Raw genomic sequence first — 12350 nt, 5'->3', positions numbered from 1 at the left:
CGAAGGTACCGCTGGGCGGCTATTATTTCCTGACGATGATGAATTAAAGGGTCAGCTCGCACCTTAATGAAAAGGGCGAGCCAGATAGTGAGCGACATCCTAGCAGCCGCGATAAGGAAAAAATATCTGCTGGCGCACAATTTTGCATCAGGCGCGGTATAGCCCGTCATTTCCATCCGTCATGCAGATTTTGTTACTTTTCAGGTATTACCACTCACCGCCCCGGCGATGACGAAAGGTATATTTTTTACGGTACGCGTAGCGGTGCACAGTGGATACCGGTCGATCCTGAAACCGCCGCCACAGCCATACTACGACGACCGCCAACAGCAGCCACGGCAGTACTTTTATCGCCACGGCGAACAGCCCGCCAATCAGCATAACCAGAGAGGCGACAACCAGCGCCGCCATTACCCCCAGCAGCGACACGCCGGTGACCAGCAGCATGATAAAAAAGCCGATAACGAAGAAAATTTCCAACATGGTGTGCTCCTTAGCCGTTAAACCGCGTCTTGCGCAGGGGAAAACATCGTTCATGACAAGAGCGGTATTACAAGAACCGTGCCAGAATGCGTCGCTGATAAGTTATTGATTTATCAGCGACAGGCAGAAAGGTGGGGGATAGAAGGTTGGTCAAAAATACTAATAGTTGGTTTTTTTCAGGCGATGTTAACCAGCGCCAGCGCGCGTTCCACCACGGCGGCATCCGCACCGGGCTTATGGGCATTTTCACTCAGGTAACGCCGCCACTGGCGCGCGCCGGGCACGCCCTGAAACAGCCCGAGCATATGGCGGGTAATGTGGCCTAACGATGCGCCGCCGGAGAGTTCGCGCTCGATATACGGGTACATCGCCCGCACCACGTCGGCCTGATCCGGCGCAATCGAGCCTGCGCCAAACAGTTCACTGTCGACCTGCGCCAGCATACCGGGGTTTTGATAGGCTTCGCGGCCCACCATCACGCCATCCACGTGTTGCAGGTGCTGCTGCGCCTCGGCCAGCGTTTTGACGCCGCCGTTAATCGCCAGCGTCAGCGACGGGAAATCGCGCTTGAGCTGGTAGACGCGCGGGTAATCCAGCGGCGGGATCTCGCGGTTTTCTTTCGGGCTAAGGCCGGACAGCCAGGCTTTGCGGGCGTGTACGATGAAGGTATCGCAGCCGCCCTGCTCGGAAACGGTACGGATGAAATCGCACAGAAATTCGTAGCTGTCCTGATCGTCGATGCCGATGCGGGTTTTGACCGTCACCGGAATGTCGACGCGTTCGCGCATCGCTTTCACGCAGTCCGCCACCAGTTGCGCTTCCGCCATCAGGCAGGCGCCGAAACGGCCGTTTTGCACGCGGTCTGACGGGCAGCCGACGTTGAGGTTGATTTCGTCATAGCCGCGCTGTTCCGCCAGCACCGCGCATTGCGCCAGCGCCGCCGGGTCGCTGCCGCCGAGCTGCAACGCCAGCGGATGCTCTTCCTCGCTGTAGGCCAGATAGTCGCCCTTGCCGTGCAAAATCGCCCCGGTGGTCACCATCTCGGTGTACAACAGCGCGTTGTGACTCAGCAGCCGGTGGAAGTAGCGGCAATGACGGTCAGTCCAGTCCAGCATCGGGGCCACGCTAAAGCGGCCGTGCCAGAAGGTCTGGGGCTGGTCGGTGGCGAAAGCGGTTGGGGCTGGACTTGTCACGATACGAACTCACTGTCTGGCTGAAAATAAAGGGGCGTTATAGTAGCGTGATTTGCCGGTCTTTGGGAGGTCGGCGGCGGATTTTGCGTTTCCCGTGCAATTGCAATAAACTGATGTTGCAACTGCAACGAATCAGGAGGGAATTATGACAGCGCTGTTTACGCCGACCGTCCGTGTACTTGAGCACGAGGGGATCTTAGCCGCTCTGTCCCTCTCTTCTTCGCTGGTGCGGGCGCATGAACAGATCAGCGAAGGCTTACCGGTCAGCATCATCCGCGAAGCCGCCAATAAGGCGCAGCTGGATGAAGGTTATTTGCTGCGGCTGGTCGGCGTCGATCGCAGCACCTACCACCGCCGGTTGAAACATCCGGAGAAAACCTGGTCGGTGGAGCAGGGCGCCAGAATTTACGCCAGCGTCCGGGTGCTGGATGCCGCCGCCCGGCTGTTCGATCATGATTACGTCAAAGCCGTTGACTGGCTGAATCAGCCGGCTAAGGCGCTGGGTGGGCAACCGCCGGCCGCCATGTTGAAAACCCCGGCCGGCACGGAAGCGGTGCTGGATCTGATTGGTCGCATCGGCCACGGCGTCATCAGCTGATGGCGACGTTTTACCGCCTGGTAAAGCAGACATATGTGTCACAGGCGTTTGATGGCGCGGGCGCGAAACTGTACGGCGGGCGCTGGAACAGCAAGGGCGTTCCCTGCGTCTATCTGGGCGGCACCATCGCGCTGTGCCTGCTGGAGACGCTGGTGCATCTGAGGGAAGTGACCATGCTGCCGGCGTTTTCGCTGCTATCGGTGGAGGTGCCCGATACGCTGGTGATGGAATTAAGCCGGGATGCCTTGCCCGCTGACTGGCAACAGGATCCGCCGCCGGACGCCACCCGGCAGATCGGCGATGAGTGGCTGGCGTCGCGCGTCAGTCTGGTGCTGAAAGTGCCGAGCACGCTGACCGGCGAATGGAACGCGCTGTTCAACCCTGAACACCCAGAGGCGCAGCAGGTGTTATCCACGCTGCAGGTGGTGCCGTTCTATTTCGATTCCCGCCTGTTGTAGTTCCGGCGGTCTTCCTGTCCCCTGCGTGGCCTACGGGTCACGCTTCCACATCAATATACAGCGCGTCATAGCGCCAGTATTCGTAGTCGCAGTCGATGATGCGGTCGTGCTGATCGCGGTTGATGCGGGTGATGAACAGCGCCGGGCTGCCGGGCGCGAGTTTTAACGCCGGGGCGGCCACCGGCGGCAGCGGCGTCGGCAGCATGGTGAAACGCACCCGGCCGTAACGAATGTCGTATTGCGACTGGTAAAGCTGGGTGAGCGAGCGCGTCAGGTCGCTCTTCAGCAGATCCGGGAACCAGGCCGGGTTCAGGTAGTGTTCCACGTACAGCACCGCGCGCCCGTCGAGGCGCCGCAAACGGCGGATACGGTAGATATCCGCGCCTTCCTCCAGCTCCAGATGACGGGCGATCGCCGCATTCGCCGTGATGACGCCGGCATCCAGCACCTCGGTGGCGGCTTTACGCCCCTGTTTTTCCGCCATTTCATGAAAGTGACTTCTGTGCAGCGGATTATAGCTAAGCCGCGGCGGTGAGATGAACCAACCGCGCCGCAGTTCACGATAGATGATGCCCTGCGACTCCAGCAGGGTGAGCGCTTCGCGCAGGGTAATGCGGGTAGTGGAAAACTGCTCGCTGAGCGCCCGTTCGGACGGCAGCCGCCCGTGGGCGAACTCGCCCCGGCGAATCCGTTCGTGCAGCGCATCGGCAATCTGGGCGACGGCGGTTGGTTGTATTTTCATCATCGTTAGAGCCTTGATGTTGTGCAGCCTGCACCATAGCAGGGATTGTTGACTATCAGGTTGCATGTCTGTCGGGATGATGCAAATCCCAAGCCGACGGGCGTTAGAGGCCGCCAGCAGGCGCTTGCAGACCGGCGCTGAAACCTTTTCGTCATGCTGCCGACATGAAAACTTCATCGCCGTGTGCTGAATTGGCGTACTTATTGCTGGACTAGACCAGCAGAGTATCAGACCAACAGCGTATCACTCCCCTTCCTATGGAGCATAATGATGAAAAAATTGTTGTCTTCTGTATTAATCAGCAGCGCGTTGTTTTCGACCGCGGTCATGGCGCAGGATCTGGCGGCGCTGGAAAAAGCCGCCCGCGCCGAGGGCGAAGTTAACAGCGTCGGCATGCCGGACAGCTGGGCCAACTGGAAAGATACCTGGGACGATTTGAGCGCCAAATATGGCCTGAAACACAGCGATACCGACATGTCTTCCGCGCAGGAGATCGCCAAGTTCGCCGCCGAGAAAGAGAACGCCAGCGCGGATATCGGCGACGTGGGCGTGGCCTTCGGCCCGGTAGCGGTGCAGAAAGGCGTGAGCCAGCCGTACAAGCCGACTACCTGGGAACAGGTGCCGGACTGGGCGAAAGACAAAGACGGCCACTGGGCGATGGCCTATACCGGCACCATTGCGTTTATCATCGATAAACAGCAGGTAAAAGACATTCCGCATAGCTGGGCGGATCTGCAAAAAGGCAAATACGTGGTGACCATCGGCGACGTCGGCACCGCGTCCCAGGCCTCCAGCGGCGTGCTGGCGGCCAGTTTCGCGCTGGGCGGCAACGAGAAGAACCTGAAACCGGCGCTGGATTTCTTCGCCAAACTGGCGAAAGAAGGCCGCCTCGGTCTGACCAACCCGGCTATCGCCAATATCGAGAAAGGCGAAGTGCAGGTGGGCGTGGTGTGGGACTTCAACGGCTTGAACTACCGCGACAAGATCAACAAGGATCGCTTCGAGGTATTGATCCCGTCTGACGGTTCGGTGATCTCCGGCTACACCACCATCATCAACAAATACGCCAAACACCCGAACGCCGCCAAACTGGCGCGCGAGTACATCTTCTCCGACGCCGGTCAGATCAACCTGGCGCGCGGCTACGCTCGCCCGATCCGCGCCCAGCACATTACCCTGCCGGATGACGTGAAAGCCAAGCTGCTGCCGCAGGAACAGTATAAAAACGCGCATCCGATCGCCGACGCCGAAGCCTGGGACAAGACGGTGAAAGCGCTGCCGCGTCTGTGGCAGGAAAACGTCATCATCAACATGAAGCAGTAACGGCGCAGGCGGGAGCACGGGATGAAAACGATTCTGGTGATACTGGACGGGCTGAGCTTTCAGGTCGGACGCGAGGCAATGGGCTACCTGCAGGCGGAGTGCGCCGCCGGGCGCGGTTGCCTCTACCAACTGGAGTGCGAGCTGCCGTCGCTGTCGCGCCCGTTGTATGAGTGCATTCTCACCGGCGTGACGCCGGTGCAGAGCGGCATTATCCACAACGGCGTCGACCGGCTGAGCCGCGAGCGCGGCATTTTCCATTACGCCCGCGACGCCGGCCTGACTACCGCGGCGGCGGCGTATCACTGGGTCAGCGAGCTGTACAATCGCACGCCGTTTGACGCGGCGCGCGATCGTCATACCGTCGAGCCGTCGCTGCCGATCCAGTACGGCCACTTCTACCATGACGACAGCTATCCCGACTCCCATCTGTTTGAAGACGCGGAAAGTCTGCGCCTGCGTTACCAGCCGGACTTTCTGCTGATTCACCCGATGAACATCGATGACGCCGGGCACCGCTACGGCCTGTCGACCCCGCAGTACCGCAACAAGGCGCGCATGGCGGACGGCTACCTGTCGCACTGGATGCCGCGCTGGCTGGAGGAGGGGTATCAGGTACTGGTGACCGCCGATCACGGCATGAATGACGACCGCAGTCACGGCGGTATTTTGCCGGAAGAGCGTCAGGTACCGCTGTATGTGTTCGGCGACGGTTTCTCGCTGCAACCGGATGCCGCGCCGCAACAAACCGAGCTGTGCGGTACGGTGTGCCAGCTGCTTGGCGTGGCGCATGACAAGCCTGTGAGCCGCAATTTACTGATAAAAGGCACCGCGGAGGGGCGAGCGTGAGGAGTCGATGGCTGGCGGCGCTGGTTCTGCTGCCGTTTTTTGCGGTGTTTATCGCGTTTCAGATAGCCCCGTTGGTGTGGATGGCGATCAACAGTTTTTACAGCGACATGGAAAGCGCCTGGGGGCTGGCGAACTACCGTGACCTGCTGACGTCGCCGTTCTATTTGCAGGCGATGCGCTTTTCGCTGGATATCTCGTTCTGGTCGAGCCTGTACGGCCTGTTCATCGCGCTGGTCGGCGGCTATTCGCTGCAACAGCTGGGGGAAGGGCGAATCAGGCGCTTGGTGATGTCGTTCGCCAATATGACCAGCAACTTTGCCGGCGTGCCGCTGGCGTTCGCCTTCGTGATCATGCTGGGGCTGAACGGTTTTATCACCCTGTTGCTCAAGCAAAACGGACTGATCGACGGCTTTAATCTCTATTCCCGCGACGGGCTGATCCTGATTTATACCTATTTCCAGATTCCGCTCGGCATCCTGCTGCTCTATCCGGCCTTCGACGGGCTGCGCAGCGAATGGCAGGAGTCGGCGGCGCTGCTGGGCGCCAGCCGCTGGCGTTACTGGCTGCACATCGGCATTCCGGTGCTGACGCCGGCGTTGCTCGGCACCTTCGTCATTCTGCTGGCGAATGCGCTGGGGGCGTACGCCACGATTTACGCGCTCACCACCGGCAATTTCAACGTGGTGCCGATCCGCATCGCGGCGCTGGTCTCCGGCGATATCTCGCTGGACCCGAATCTGGGCAGCGCGCTGTCCATGCTGCTGGTGCTGCTGATGGCGCTGATTACCATCGCCCACCAATGGCTGCTACGCCGGAGTTACCTCCATGCTGCCCGCTAATTCTGTCGTCGGAGGTCGCGATGTCCCACGCTGAACGCCGTTATCACCTGCTGGTGGTCTGGCTGATATTACTGATTCTGATGTTGCCGCTGCTCTCCACGCTGGTTTACGCGCTCGCCACTGAGTGGGGCGCGACCATTCTGCCGCAGGGATTGACCCTGAAATGGTTTACCGAACTGTGGAGCGACGGCCGTTTTCTGGTGGCGTTGGGTCACTCGCTGCTGATCTGTTTCGGCGCATTGCTGTTTTCGTTGCTGTTGGTGTTGCCGGCGATGTTCGTGATCGCCTGGGCGTTTCCGAAGCTGGACGGGGTGATGAACGTGCTGATTTTGCTGCCGTTCGCGGTGCCGCCGGTGGTGTCGTCGGTTGGGCTGTTGCAGCTTTACTCCGCCGAGCCGCTGGCGCTGACCGGCACCCCCTGGATTCTGATCGGCTGCTATTTCACCATCGCGCTGCCGTTTATTTATCGCGCCATCGCCAACAACATGCAGGCCATCAATTTGCAGGAATTGCTGGACGCGGCGCACCTGCTCGGCGCCAGCACCTGGCAGGCGGCGCTGTGGGTGGTGCTGCCCAACCTGCGTAAAGGGGTGATGATTGCCGTCCTGCTGTCGTTTTCGTTCCTGATCGGCGAGTTCGTGTTCGCCAATCTGCTGGCGGGCACCAACTACGAAACCCTGCAGGTGTACCTCTACAACAAACGCAACGACAGCGGGCATTTCACCAGCGCGCTGGTGATCTCCTATTTTCTGGTGGTGCTGCTGGTGACCTGGCTGGCGAATGCGCTTAACCGCAATCAATGAATCAAGCAATGAGTAAAAAGGGACACGCTGAACATGGCCTACCTTGACGTCATCAATCTGAATAAACACTACGGGCCGACCAGAGTGTTTCAGGATATCCAATTTTCGGCCGATGAAGGCGAGTTCGTCACCCTGCTGGGGCCGAGCGGCTGCGGCAAGTCGACGCTGTTGCGCTGTCTGGCCGGGCTGACGTCGGTGGACAGCGGCCAGATTCTGCTGCAGGGGCGCGACATCGTGCCGCTGTCGCCGCAAAAGCGCGATATCGGCATGGTGTTCCAGAACTACGCGCTGTTTCCCAATATGACCGTCGAAGGCAATGTGGCTTTTGGCCTGAAGATGCAGAAACTGCCCGCCGGCGAGATTCGTGCGCGGGTGGCGGAAGTGCTCGCCCTGGTGGAATTGGGCGACTACGCCCGCCGCTATCCGCATCAGTTGTCCGGTGGCCAGTGTCAGCGCGTGGCGCTGGCGCGCTCGCTGGTGACCCGCCCGCGTCTGCTGCTGCTGGACGAACCGTTGTCGGCGCTGGATGCGCGTATTCGTCGCCATCTGCGCGAGCAGATCCGCCGTATCCAGCAGGAGCTGAACCTGACCGCCATTTTCGTCACCCACGATCAGGAAGAGGCGCTGACGTTATCCGACCGTATCGTGCTGATGAACAAGGGCGAAATCGTGCAGAACGGCGACGCCGAATCGCTCTACACCCAGCCGGCCAGCCTGTTCGCCGCCGGGTTTATCGGCAGCTATAACCTGCTAAGCGCCGAACAGGCGATGCGCCTGACCGGCGGACGTTTTTCCAGCCAGGTGGCGCTGCGCCCGGAGTCGGTGCTGCTGTGCGCGCCGGAACAAGGGCTGGCCGGAGAGATCGTCGGTCACAGCCTGCTGGGCAACGTGGTGCGCTATCGGGTGCGCATCAGCGAGGTGGAGCTGTCGGTAGATGTGCTCAACCGCTCGGTGGCCGATTTACACCCGGCCGGCAGCCGGGTCGGGGTGCAGATCGATCTCAGCGCGCTGCGTGAGGTGGCGTAAAGGGGGATTTGCTTTAAACCGGGTCGTGCGCCAGCCAGTGCTGCAACCGGGCGGGAAAGCCTTCGGCGAAGGCGATCAGCTGTTCGGTGAATTGCTCCACCAGTGATGAGGCCGGGCGGTGCAGCGGGCGAATCAGGCTGACGGTAAACGGCACCTCGATGCTGAAACGGCGCACCGCCACCGCGCCGCTGCTGGCGTAATCCACCGCCGTCAGCGGATTGACGATCGACAACCCGACCCCGGCGCGCACCATCGCGCACACCGAGGCGGCGCTGTGGGTGTCCAGCACCAGCCGCCGCGTCACGTTCGCCTGCTCAAACTGCTGGTCCAGCAACTGCCGGTAACTGTCGGTACTGGACAGGCTGACGAACGGCTGGTCGCGGAAATCCTCCGGCGTCAGCACCGCTTTGCGCGCCAGCGGGTGGCCGATGGGCAACACGCAAACTTCATTCAGCTCCATCAGCGTCTGTCGTTCCGTTCCGGCAGGCGTATTCAGGTTTTCCGTCAGCCCCAGATCGTGGCGCTGCGCCGACAGCCACTCTTCCAGCAACGGCGATTCCTGCGGGATGACGTGCAGGTTGAGCGCCGGATAGCGCGCCAGCAGCGGCTGACATACCTCGGGCAGCAACGACTGGGAGAACACCGGCAGACAGGCCACCGATAACGGCGCCTGCCGGAACTGCCGGATATCGCGCGCGGCGTTGATGATGCGATCCAGCCCGTAATAGGAGTGCTGCACTTCGTCGAACAGCTGCAACGCTTGGGCGGTAGGGTGCAACCGCCCGCGCAGGCGCTCAAACAGCGGCATCTGCACCAGATGTTCGAAGCGCGCCAGCTCGCGGCTGACCGTCGGCTGCGAGGTATTGAGCAGCGCAGCGGCTTCCGTCAGGTTGCCGGTGGTCATGACCGCGTGGAAGATCTCGATGTGGCGCAGGGAAATATCAGCCATCTGTCCCTCTTTTGTTCGGGTTTCCCATATCAGAAATGAATAGAGTCTGCGAAAAAGGATATTTGTATTATAGGTTGTAGGCCAGCACAATTTCGGCATCTGATAACGCCACGGTACGATATCCATGCCACATGACCTGAATGACTTTTCTCACGCGCTGAACGCCCAGAACCTGCGTGCGCTGCCGGAACGCTTTGGCTGCCCGCTGTGGGCCTACGACGCCGAGACCATCATTGAGCGCATCGGTCAGCTGCGCCAGTTCGACACGATTCGCTTTGCGCAGAAAGCCTGCTCCAACCTCCATATTCTGAAGCTGATGCGCCAGCAGGGCGTGAAGGTGGATTCCGTGTCGCTGGGCGAAATCGAACGCGCGCTGGCGGCTGGGTTCGAGCCGGGCACCGACGCGCATGAGATCGTGTTTACCGCCGATGTGCTGGATGAAGCGACGCTGCAACGGGTGCACGAGCTGAACATTCCGGTGAACGCCGGTTCTATCGACATGCTGCATCAATTGGGCGAGCGCTCGCCGGGTCACCCGGTGTGGCTGCGTATTAATCCGGGATTCGGTCACGGCCACAGTCAGAAGACCAACACCGGCGGCGAAAACAGCAAACACGGTATCTGGTATGCCGATTTGCCGCAGGCGCTGGAGGCGCTGGGCCGTTACCGTCTGAAGCTGGTGGGCATCCACATGCATATCGGCTCCGGCGTTGATTACGGGCATCTGGAGCAGGTGTGCGACGCGATGGTGCAACAGGTGCTGGCGGTCGGGCAGGATCTGGACGCCATTTCCGCCGGCGGCGGGTTGTCGATTCCCTATCGTCATGGCGGCGAGCGCATTGATACTCAACACTATTATGGGCTGTGGAATCGGGCGCGGGAGCAGATCGCCGCTCATCTGGAGCATCCGGTCACGTTGGAAATCGAACCGGGACGGTTTCTGGTGGCGGAATCCGGCGTGCTGGTGGCGCAGGTGCGCGCGGTAAAAGACATGGGCAGCCGTCACTTTGTGCTGGTGGACGCCGGGTTCAGCGACCTGATGCGCCCGGCGATGTACGGCAGTTATCATCACATCACCCTGCTGCCGGGCGACGGGCGCGACCTGAGTCAGTCCGCGCTGCGCGACACCGTGGTGGCCGGCCCGCTGTGCGAATCCGGCGATGTGTTTACCCAGCAGGCGGGCGGCGGGGTGGAAACGCTGGCGCTGCCGCCGGCGCAGGTGGGCGATTATCTGGTGTTCCATGACACCGGGGCTTACGGCGCGTCGATGTCTTCCAACTACAACAGCCGCCCGCTGATTGCCGAAGTGCTGTTTGAGCAGGGTCAGCCGCGGTTGATCCGCCGTCGCCAGACGCTGGACGAGCTGCTGGCGCTGGAGCGGGTGTAACCGCGCTGCGCTGATTCAGCGCGCGTGCGGCCCCTTCGCTACTGAAGCGCGCAGTTTCAACTCGCCGGTAAACGGGGCGATCGGTTTGACCGATTCGCCCTCGCACAATTTCAGCGCCTGGGAAATAGCGGCGCTGATCATCTCTTCAATCGGTAAATACACCGTGGACAGCGCCGGGTTCAGGTAAGGGGCGCTGGGGATATCGTCAAAACCAAATAGCGACACGTCTTGCGGCAACCGTTTACCGGCTTCGAGCAGCGCTTTCATCGCGCCGATGCACATATCGTCGTTGCTGGCGAAGATAGCGGAAAAACCGGCGTCATGCGCCAGCAGTTCGCGCACCGCCTGATAACCGCCGGGCACCAGATTGTCGCCGTTGATGACCCGCAACGGGTCATAGGGGATGTGATGATGGTCCAGCGCCTGCCGGTAACCCGCCAGACGCGCGCGTGCGGTCGGGGTGTTGATCGGTCCGGTGATGCAGGCAATTTCGCGGTGCCCTTGCTGCACCAGATAATCGATCAACTGAAACACCGCCTGCTGTTGTTCGAACCAGACGCAGCGGTCAGGCGCCATCGGCAGGTGGCGGTTGATGACCACGATCGGCACCGTGGATTGCTCCAGCAGCGCCATCAGCGCTGCGTCGGACATGTGGCGGGTATAGAGCACAATGGCGTCGCAGCGGCGATCGGTCAGCAGTTGCACCGCCTGTTGTTCGTCTTCCGGCGTGTCGTGGCCGTCGGTAACGATCAGGTGCTTGCCGCTGGTTTCGGTGCGTTCCGCCGCCCGGCGCAGCAAACGGCCGAAATAGGGGCCGTCGAAATTGGATACCACCAGGCCAAGGCTGTTTGAGCTACGTTGCGCCAGCGATCGCGCCAGAAAGTTGGGGCGATAGCCCAATTCTTCCATCGCTTTGAACACGGCATCGCGTGTGCTTTGCTTCACCTGACCCGTACCGTTCAGCACCCGTGATACCGTTGCTTTGGATACGCCGGCATGCCTTGCCACATCAAGCATGGTCATCATGGTTTGCACCTTCCCTGTTTTTACCGAAGTCTGTCACAGAGTTGTTATCAATCTTTGTCACATACTAGCACACTGGCACAGCGTCAGTGGGGCAGGCGCAGAATATCTCTCTGCCGGCGCGGCGTCGTCAGGCAGACGGGCGCTCAAACAGTTCTTTGCGCAGCAGCACCAGCTCTTCGGCCAGATCGTGGCATAACATGGCGGTCATCAGATGATCCTGCGCGTGCACCATGATCAGATTGACCGGCACCTTGCCTTCGCCTTCATCCAGCCCGATCAGCCGGGTCTGGATAAGGTGGGCCGCTTTCGCCGCTTCCTTCGAGGCCTGCAACTGTGCGTCGGCCTGCGCCCAGTCCTGCCCGCGGGCGGCCTGAATCGCCATCATGGCGCTGGAACGGGCTTCTCCGGCGTTGATCAGTAACTCCATCACGGTCTGTTCCATATCGAATTCCATCGCATTGTCCTCTTGGTATGCCAAATTTGATGTTTTCCATGTTATTGGAATTCCAATATTGGCTTGTGAGAACAATGTCACAGAAAAATTATTCATTTGTTTTATTTTTTGGCATGCCAAACGCGAAAGCGCTGAACCTGCCGTCCATTCTTCCGCGCGTAACGGCCACTACGGGGGCGATAGCCCCTGATAACAACAACCCCTGAAAATGCAGGTAAATCAA

The 12350-nt window shown here is 60.4% G+C and carries 14 protein-coding genes; 8 read left to right on the top strand and 6 right to left on the bottom strand.

Annotation, left to right across the window (positions count from 1 at the left end):
* Positions 1 to 207: 207 nt before the first annotated feature.
* Positions 208 to 483 carry an envelope stress response protein PspG gene (gene pspG / locus CPA59_RS18575; RefSeq protein WP_049853828.1) on the bottom strand — a complete coding sequence of 92 codons (276 nt, stop codon included), beginning with the start codon at positions 481 to 483 and terminating at the stop codon, positions 208 to 210.
* 176 nt (positions 484 to 659) lie between these two features.
* Positions 660 to 1676 carry a tRNA dihydrouridine(20/20a) synthase DusA gene (dusA, locus tag CPA59_RS18570; RefSeq protein ID WP_107760344.1) on the bottom strand — a complete coding sequence of 339 codons (1017 nt, stop codon included), beginning with the start codon at positions 1674 to 1676 and terminating at the stop codon, positions 660 to 662.
* Positions 1677 to 1821: 145 nt separating this feature from the next.
* Between dusA and CPA59_RS18565 the strand changes: the two genes are divergently transcribed.
* Together CPA59_RS18565 and CPA59_RS18560 are read left to right on the top strand one after the other, a co-directional pair.
* On the top strand, positions 1822 to 2274 hold the full coding sequence (locus CPA59_RS18565; protein WP_033569168.1) for an antitoxin Xre/MbcA/ParS toxin-binding domain-containing protein: 453 nt from the start codon (positions 1822 to 1824) through the stop codon (positions 2272 to 2274).
* On the top strand, positions 2274 to 2732 hold the full coding sequence (locus CPA59_RS18560) for an RES family NAD+ phosphorylase (RefSeq protein WP_245167254.1): 459 nt from the start codon (positions 2274 to 2276) through the stop codon (positions 2730 to 2732). Before CPA59_RS18565 ends, CPA59_RS18560 begins: the two co-directional genes overlap by 1 nt.
* A gap of 37 nt (positions 2733 to 2769) precedes the next feature.
* Here the strand turns inward: CPA59_RS18560 and CPA59_RS18555 are convergent, their stop codons facing one another.
* A complete protein-coding gene (locus CPA59_RS18555; RefSeq protein WP_107760340.1) occupies positions 2770 to 3477 on the bottom strand; it encodes a UTRA domain-containing protein in 708 nt (235 codons plus the stop codon).
* A 267-nt stretch (positions 3478 to 3744) separates the two neighbouring features.
* Between CPA59_RS18555 and CPA59_RS18550 the strand changes: the two genes are divergently transcribed.
* From CPA59_RS18550 to CPA59_RS18530, 5 genes are read left to right on the top strand one after another with little or no spacing between them, the layout of a single operon-like run.
* On the top strand, positions 3745 to 4797 hold the full coding sequence (locus CPA59_RS18550) for an ABC transporter substrate-binding protein (RefSeq protein ID WP_038920134.1): 1053 nt from the start codon (positions 3745 to 3747) through the stop codon (positions 4795 to 4797).
* A 21-nt stretch (positions 4798 to 4818) separates the two neighbouring features.
* Positions 4819 to 5643, top strand: coding sequence for an alkaline phosphatase family protein (locus CPA59_RS18545; protein ID WP_038920133.1), 825 nt, complete (start codon positions 4819 to 4821; stop codon positions 5641 to 5643).
* The gene (locus tag CPA59_RS18540; RefSeq protein ID WP_107760338.1) at positions 5640 to 6482 is read left to right on the top strand and encodes an ABC transporter permease subunit; all 843 of its coding nucleotides are present in this window, start codon (positions 5640 to 5642) and stop codon (positions 6480 to 6482) included. The genes CPA59_RS18545 and CPA59_RS18540 overlap by 4 nt, the downstream gene beginning before the upstream one ends.
* A 20-nt stretch (positions 6483 to 6502) precedes the next feature.
* Positions 6503 to 7285, top strand: a complete 783-nt coding sequence (locus CPA59_RS18535) for an ABC transporter permease (protein ID WP_049853831.1) — start codon at positions 6503 to 6505, stop codon at positions 7283 to 7285.
* 33 nt (positions 7286 to 7318) lie between these two features.
* Complete coding sequence (locus CPA59_RS18530) at positions 7319 to 8311, top strand: ABC transporter ATP-binding protein (protein ID WP_038920131.1); 993 nt, start codon at positions 7319 to 7321, stop codon at positions 8309 to 8311.
* A gap of 13 nt (positions 8312 to 8324) precedes the next feature.
* Here the strand turns inward: CPA59_RS18530 and CPA59_RS18525 are convergent, their stop codons facing one another.
* Positions 8325 to 9260: a LysR family transcriptional regulator gene (locus tag CPA59_RS18525; protein WP_038920129.1), complete on the bottom strand. Its 936-nt coding sequence runs from the start codon at positions 9258 to 9260 to the stop codon at positions 8325 to 8327.
* A 124-nt stretch (positions 9261 to 9384) separates the two neighbouring features.
* Here CPA59_RS18525 and lysA point away from each other — a divergent pair, with 124 nt between their 5' ends.
* Positions 9385 to 10647 carry a diaminopimelate decarboxylase gene (gene lysA, locus CPA59_RS18520; RefSeq protein WP_100850081.1) on the top strand — a complete coding sequence of 421 codons (1263 nt, stop codon included), beginning with the start codon at positions 9385 to 9387 and terminating at the stop codon, positions 10645 to 10647.
* 15 nt (positions 10648 to 10662) lie between these two features.
* Here lysA and CPA59_RS18515 read toward each other — a convergent pair whose 3' ends face one another.
* Together CPA59_RS18515 and CPA59_RS18510 are read right to left on the bottom strand one after the other, a co-directional pair.
* Entirely contained in the window at positions 10663 to 11673 is a 1011-nt protein-coding gene (locus CPA59_RS18515; protein WP_038666035.1) for a LacI family DNA-binding transcriptional regulator, read from the bottom strand.
* A gap of 127 nt (positions 11674 to 11800) precedes the next feature.
* Positions 11801 to 12127, bottom strand: a complete 327-nt coding sequence (locus CPA59_RS18510) for a PTS lactose/cellobiose transporter subunit IIA (RefSeq protein WP_038920127.1) — start codon at positions 12125 to 12127, stop codon at positions 11801 to 11803.
* Positions 12128 to 12350: the final 223 nt, after the last annotated feature.

Source organism: Dickeya sp. Secpp 1600, from assembly GCF_003049805.1.
Taxonomy (GTDB): domain Bacteria; phylum Pseudomonadota; class Gammaproteobacteria; order Enterobacterales; family Enterobacteriaceae; genus Dickeya; species Dickeya fangzhongdai.
The sequence above is the reverse complement of the archived record's forward strand: the minus strand, read 5'-3'. Positions and strand labels throughout refer to the sequence as shown.

Excerpts from the sequence above, each read along its gene's own strand:
- CPA59_RS18535 (WP_049853831.1), top strand. The coding sequence starts at position 6,503 with ATGTCCCACGCTGAACGCCGTTATCACCTGCTGGTGGTCTGGCTGATA.
- lysA (WP_100850081.1), top strand. The coding sequence starts at position 9,385 with ATGCCACATGACCTGAATGACTTTTCTCACGCGCTGAACGCCCAGAAC.
- pspG (WP_049853828.1), bottom strand. The coding sequence starts at position 483 with ATGTTGGAAATTTTCTTCGTTATCGGCTTTTTTATCATGCTGCTGGTC.
- CPA59_RS18560 (WP_245167254.1), top strand. The coding sequence starts at position 2,274 with ATGGCGACGTTTTACCGCCTGGTAAAGCAGACATATGTGTCACAGGCG.
- CPA59_RS18550 (WP_038920134.1), top strand. The coding sequence starts at position 3,745 with ATGAAAAAATTGTTGTCTTCTGTATTAATCAGCAGCGCGTTGTTTTCG.
- CPA59_RS18510 (WP_038920127.1), bottom strand. The coding sequence starts at position 12,127 with ATGGAATTCGATATGGAACAGACCGTGATGGAGTTACTGATCAACGCC.
- CPA59_RS18530 (WP_038920131.1), top strand. The coding sequence starts at position 7,319 with ATGGCCTACCTTGACGTCATCAATCTGAATAAACACTACGGGCCGACC.
- CPA59_RS18525 (WP_038920129.1), bottom strand. The coding sequence starts at position 9,260 with ATGGCTGATATTTCCCTGCGCCACATCGAGATCTTCCACGCGGTCATG.
- CPA59_RS18555 (WP_107760340.1), bottom strand. The coding sequence starts at position 3,477 with ATGATGAAAATACAACCAACCGCCGTCGCCCAGATTGCCGATGCGCTG.
- CPA59_RS18565 (WP_033569168.1), top strand. The coding sequence starts at position 1,822 with ATGACAGCGCTGTTTACGCCGACCGTCCGTGTACTTGAGCACGAGGGG.
- CPA59_RS18545 (WP_038920133.1), top strand. The coding sequence starts at position 4,819 with ATGAAAACGATTCTGGTGATACTGGACGGGCTGAGCTTTCAGGTCGGA.
- CPA59_RS18515 (WP_038666035.1), bottom strand. The coding sequence starts at position 11,673 with ATGATGACCATGCTTGATGTGGCAAGGCATGCCGGCGTATCCAAAGCA.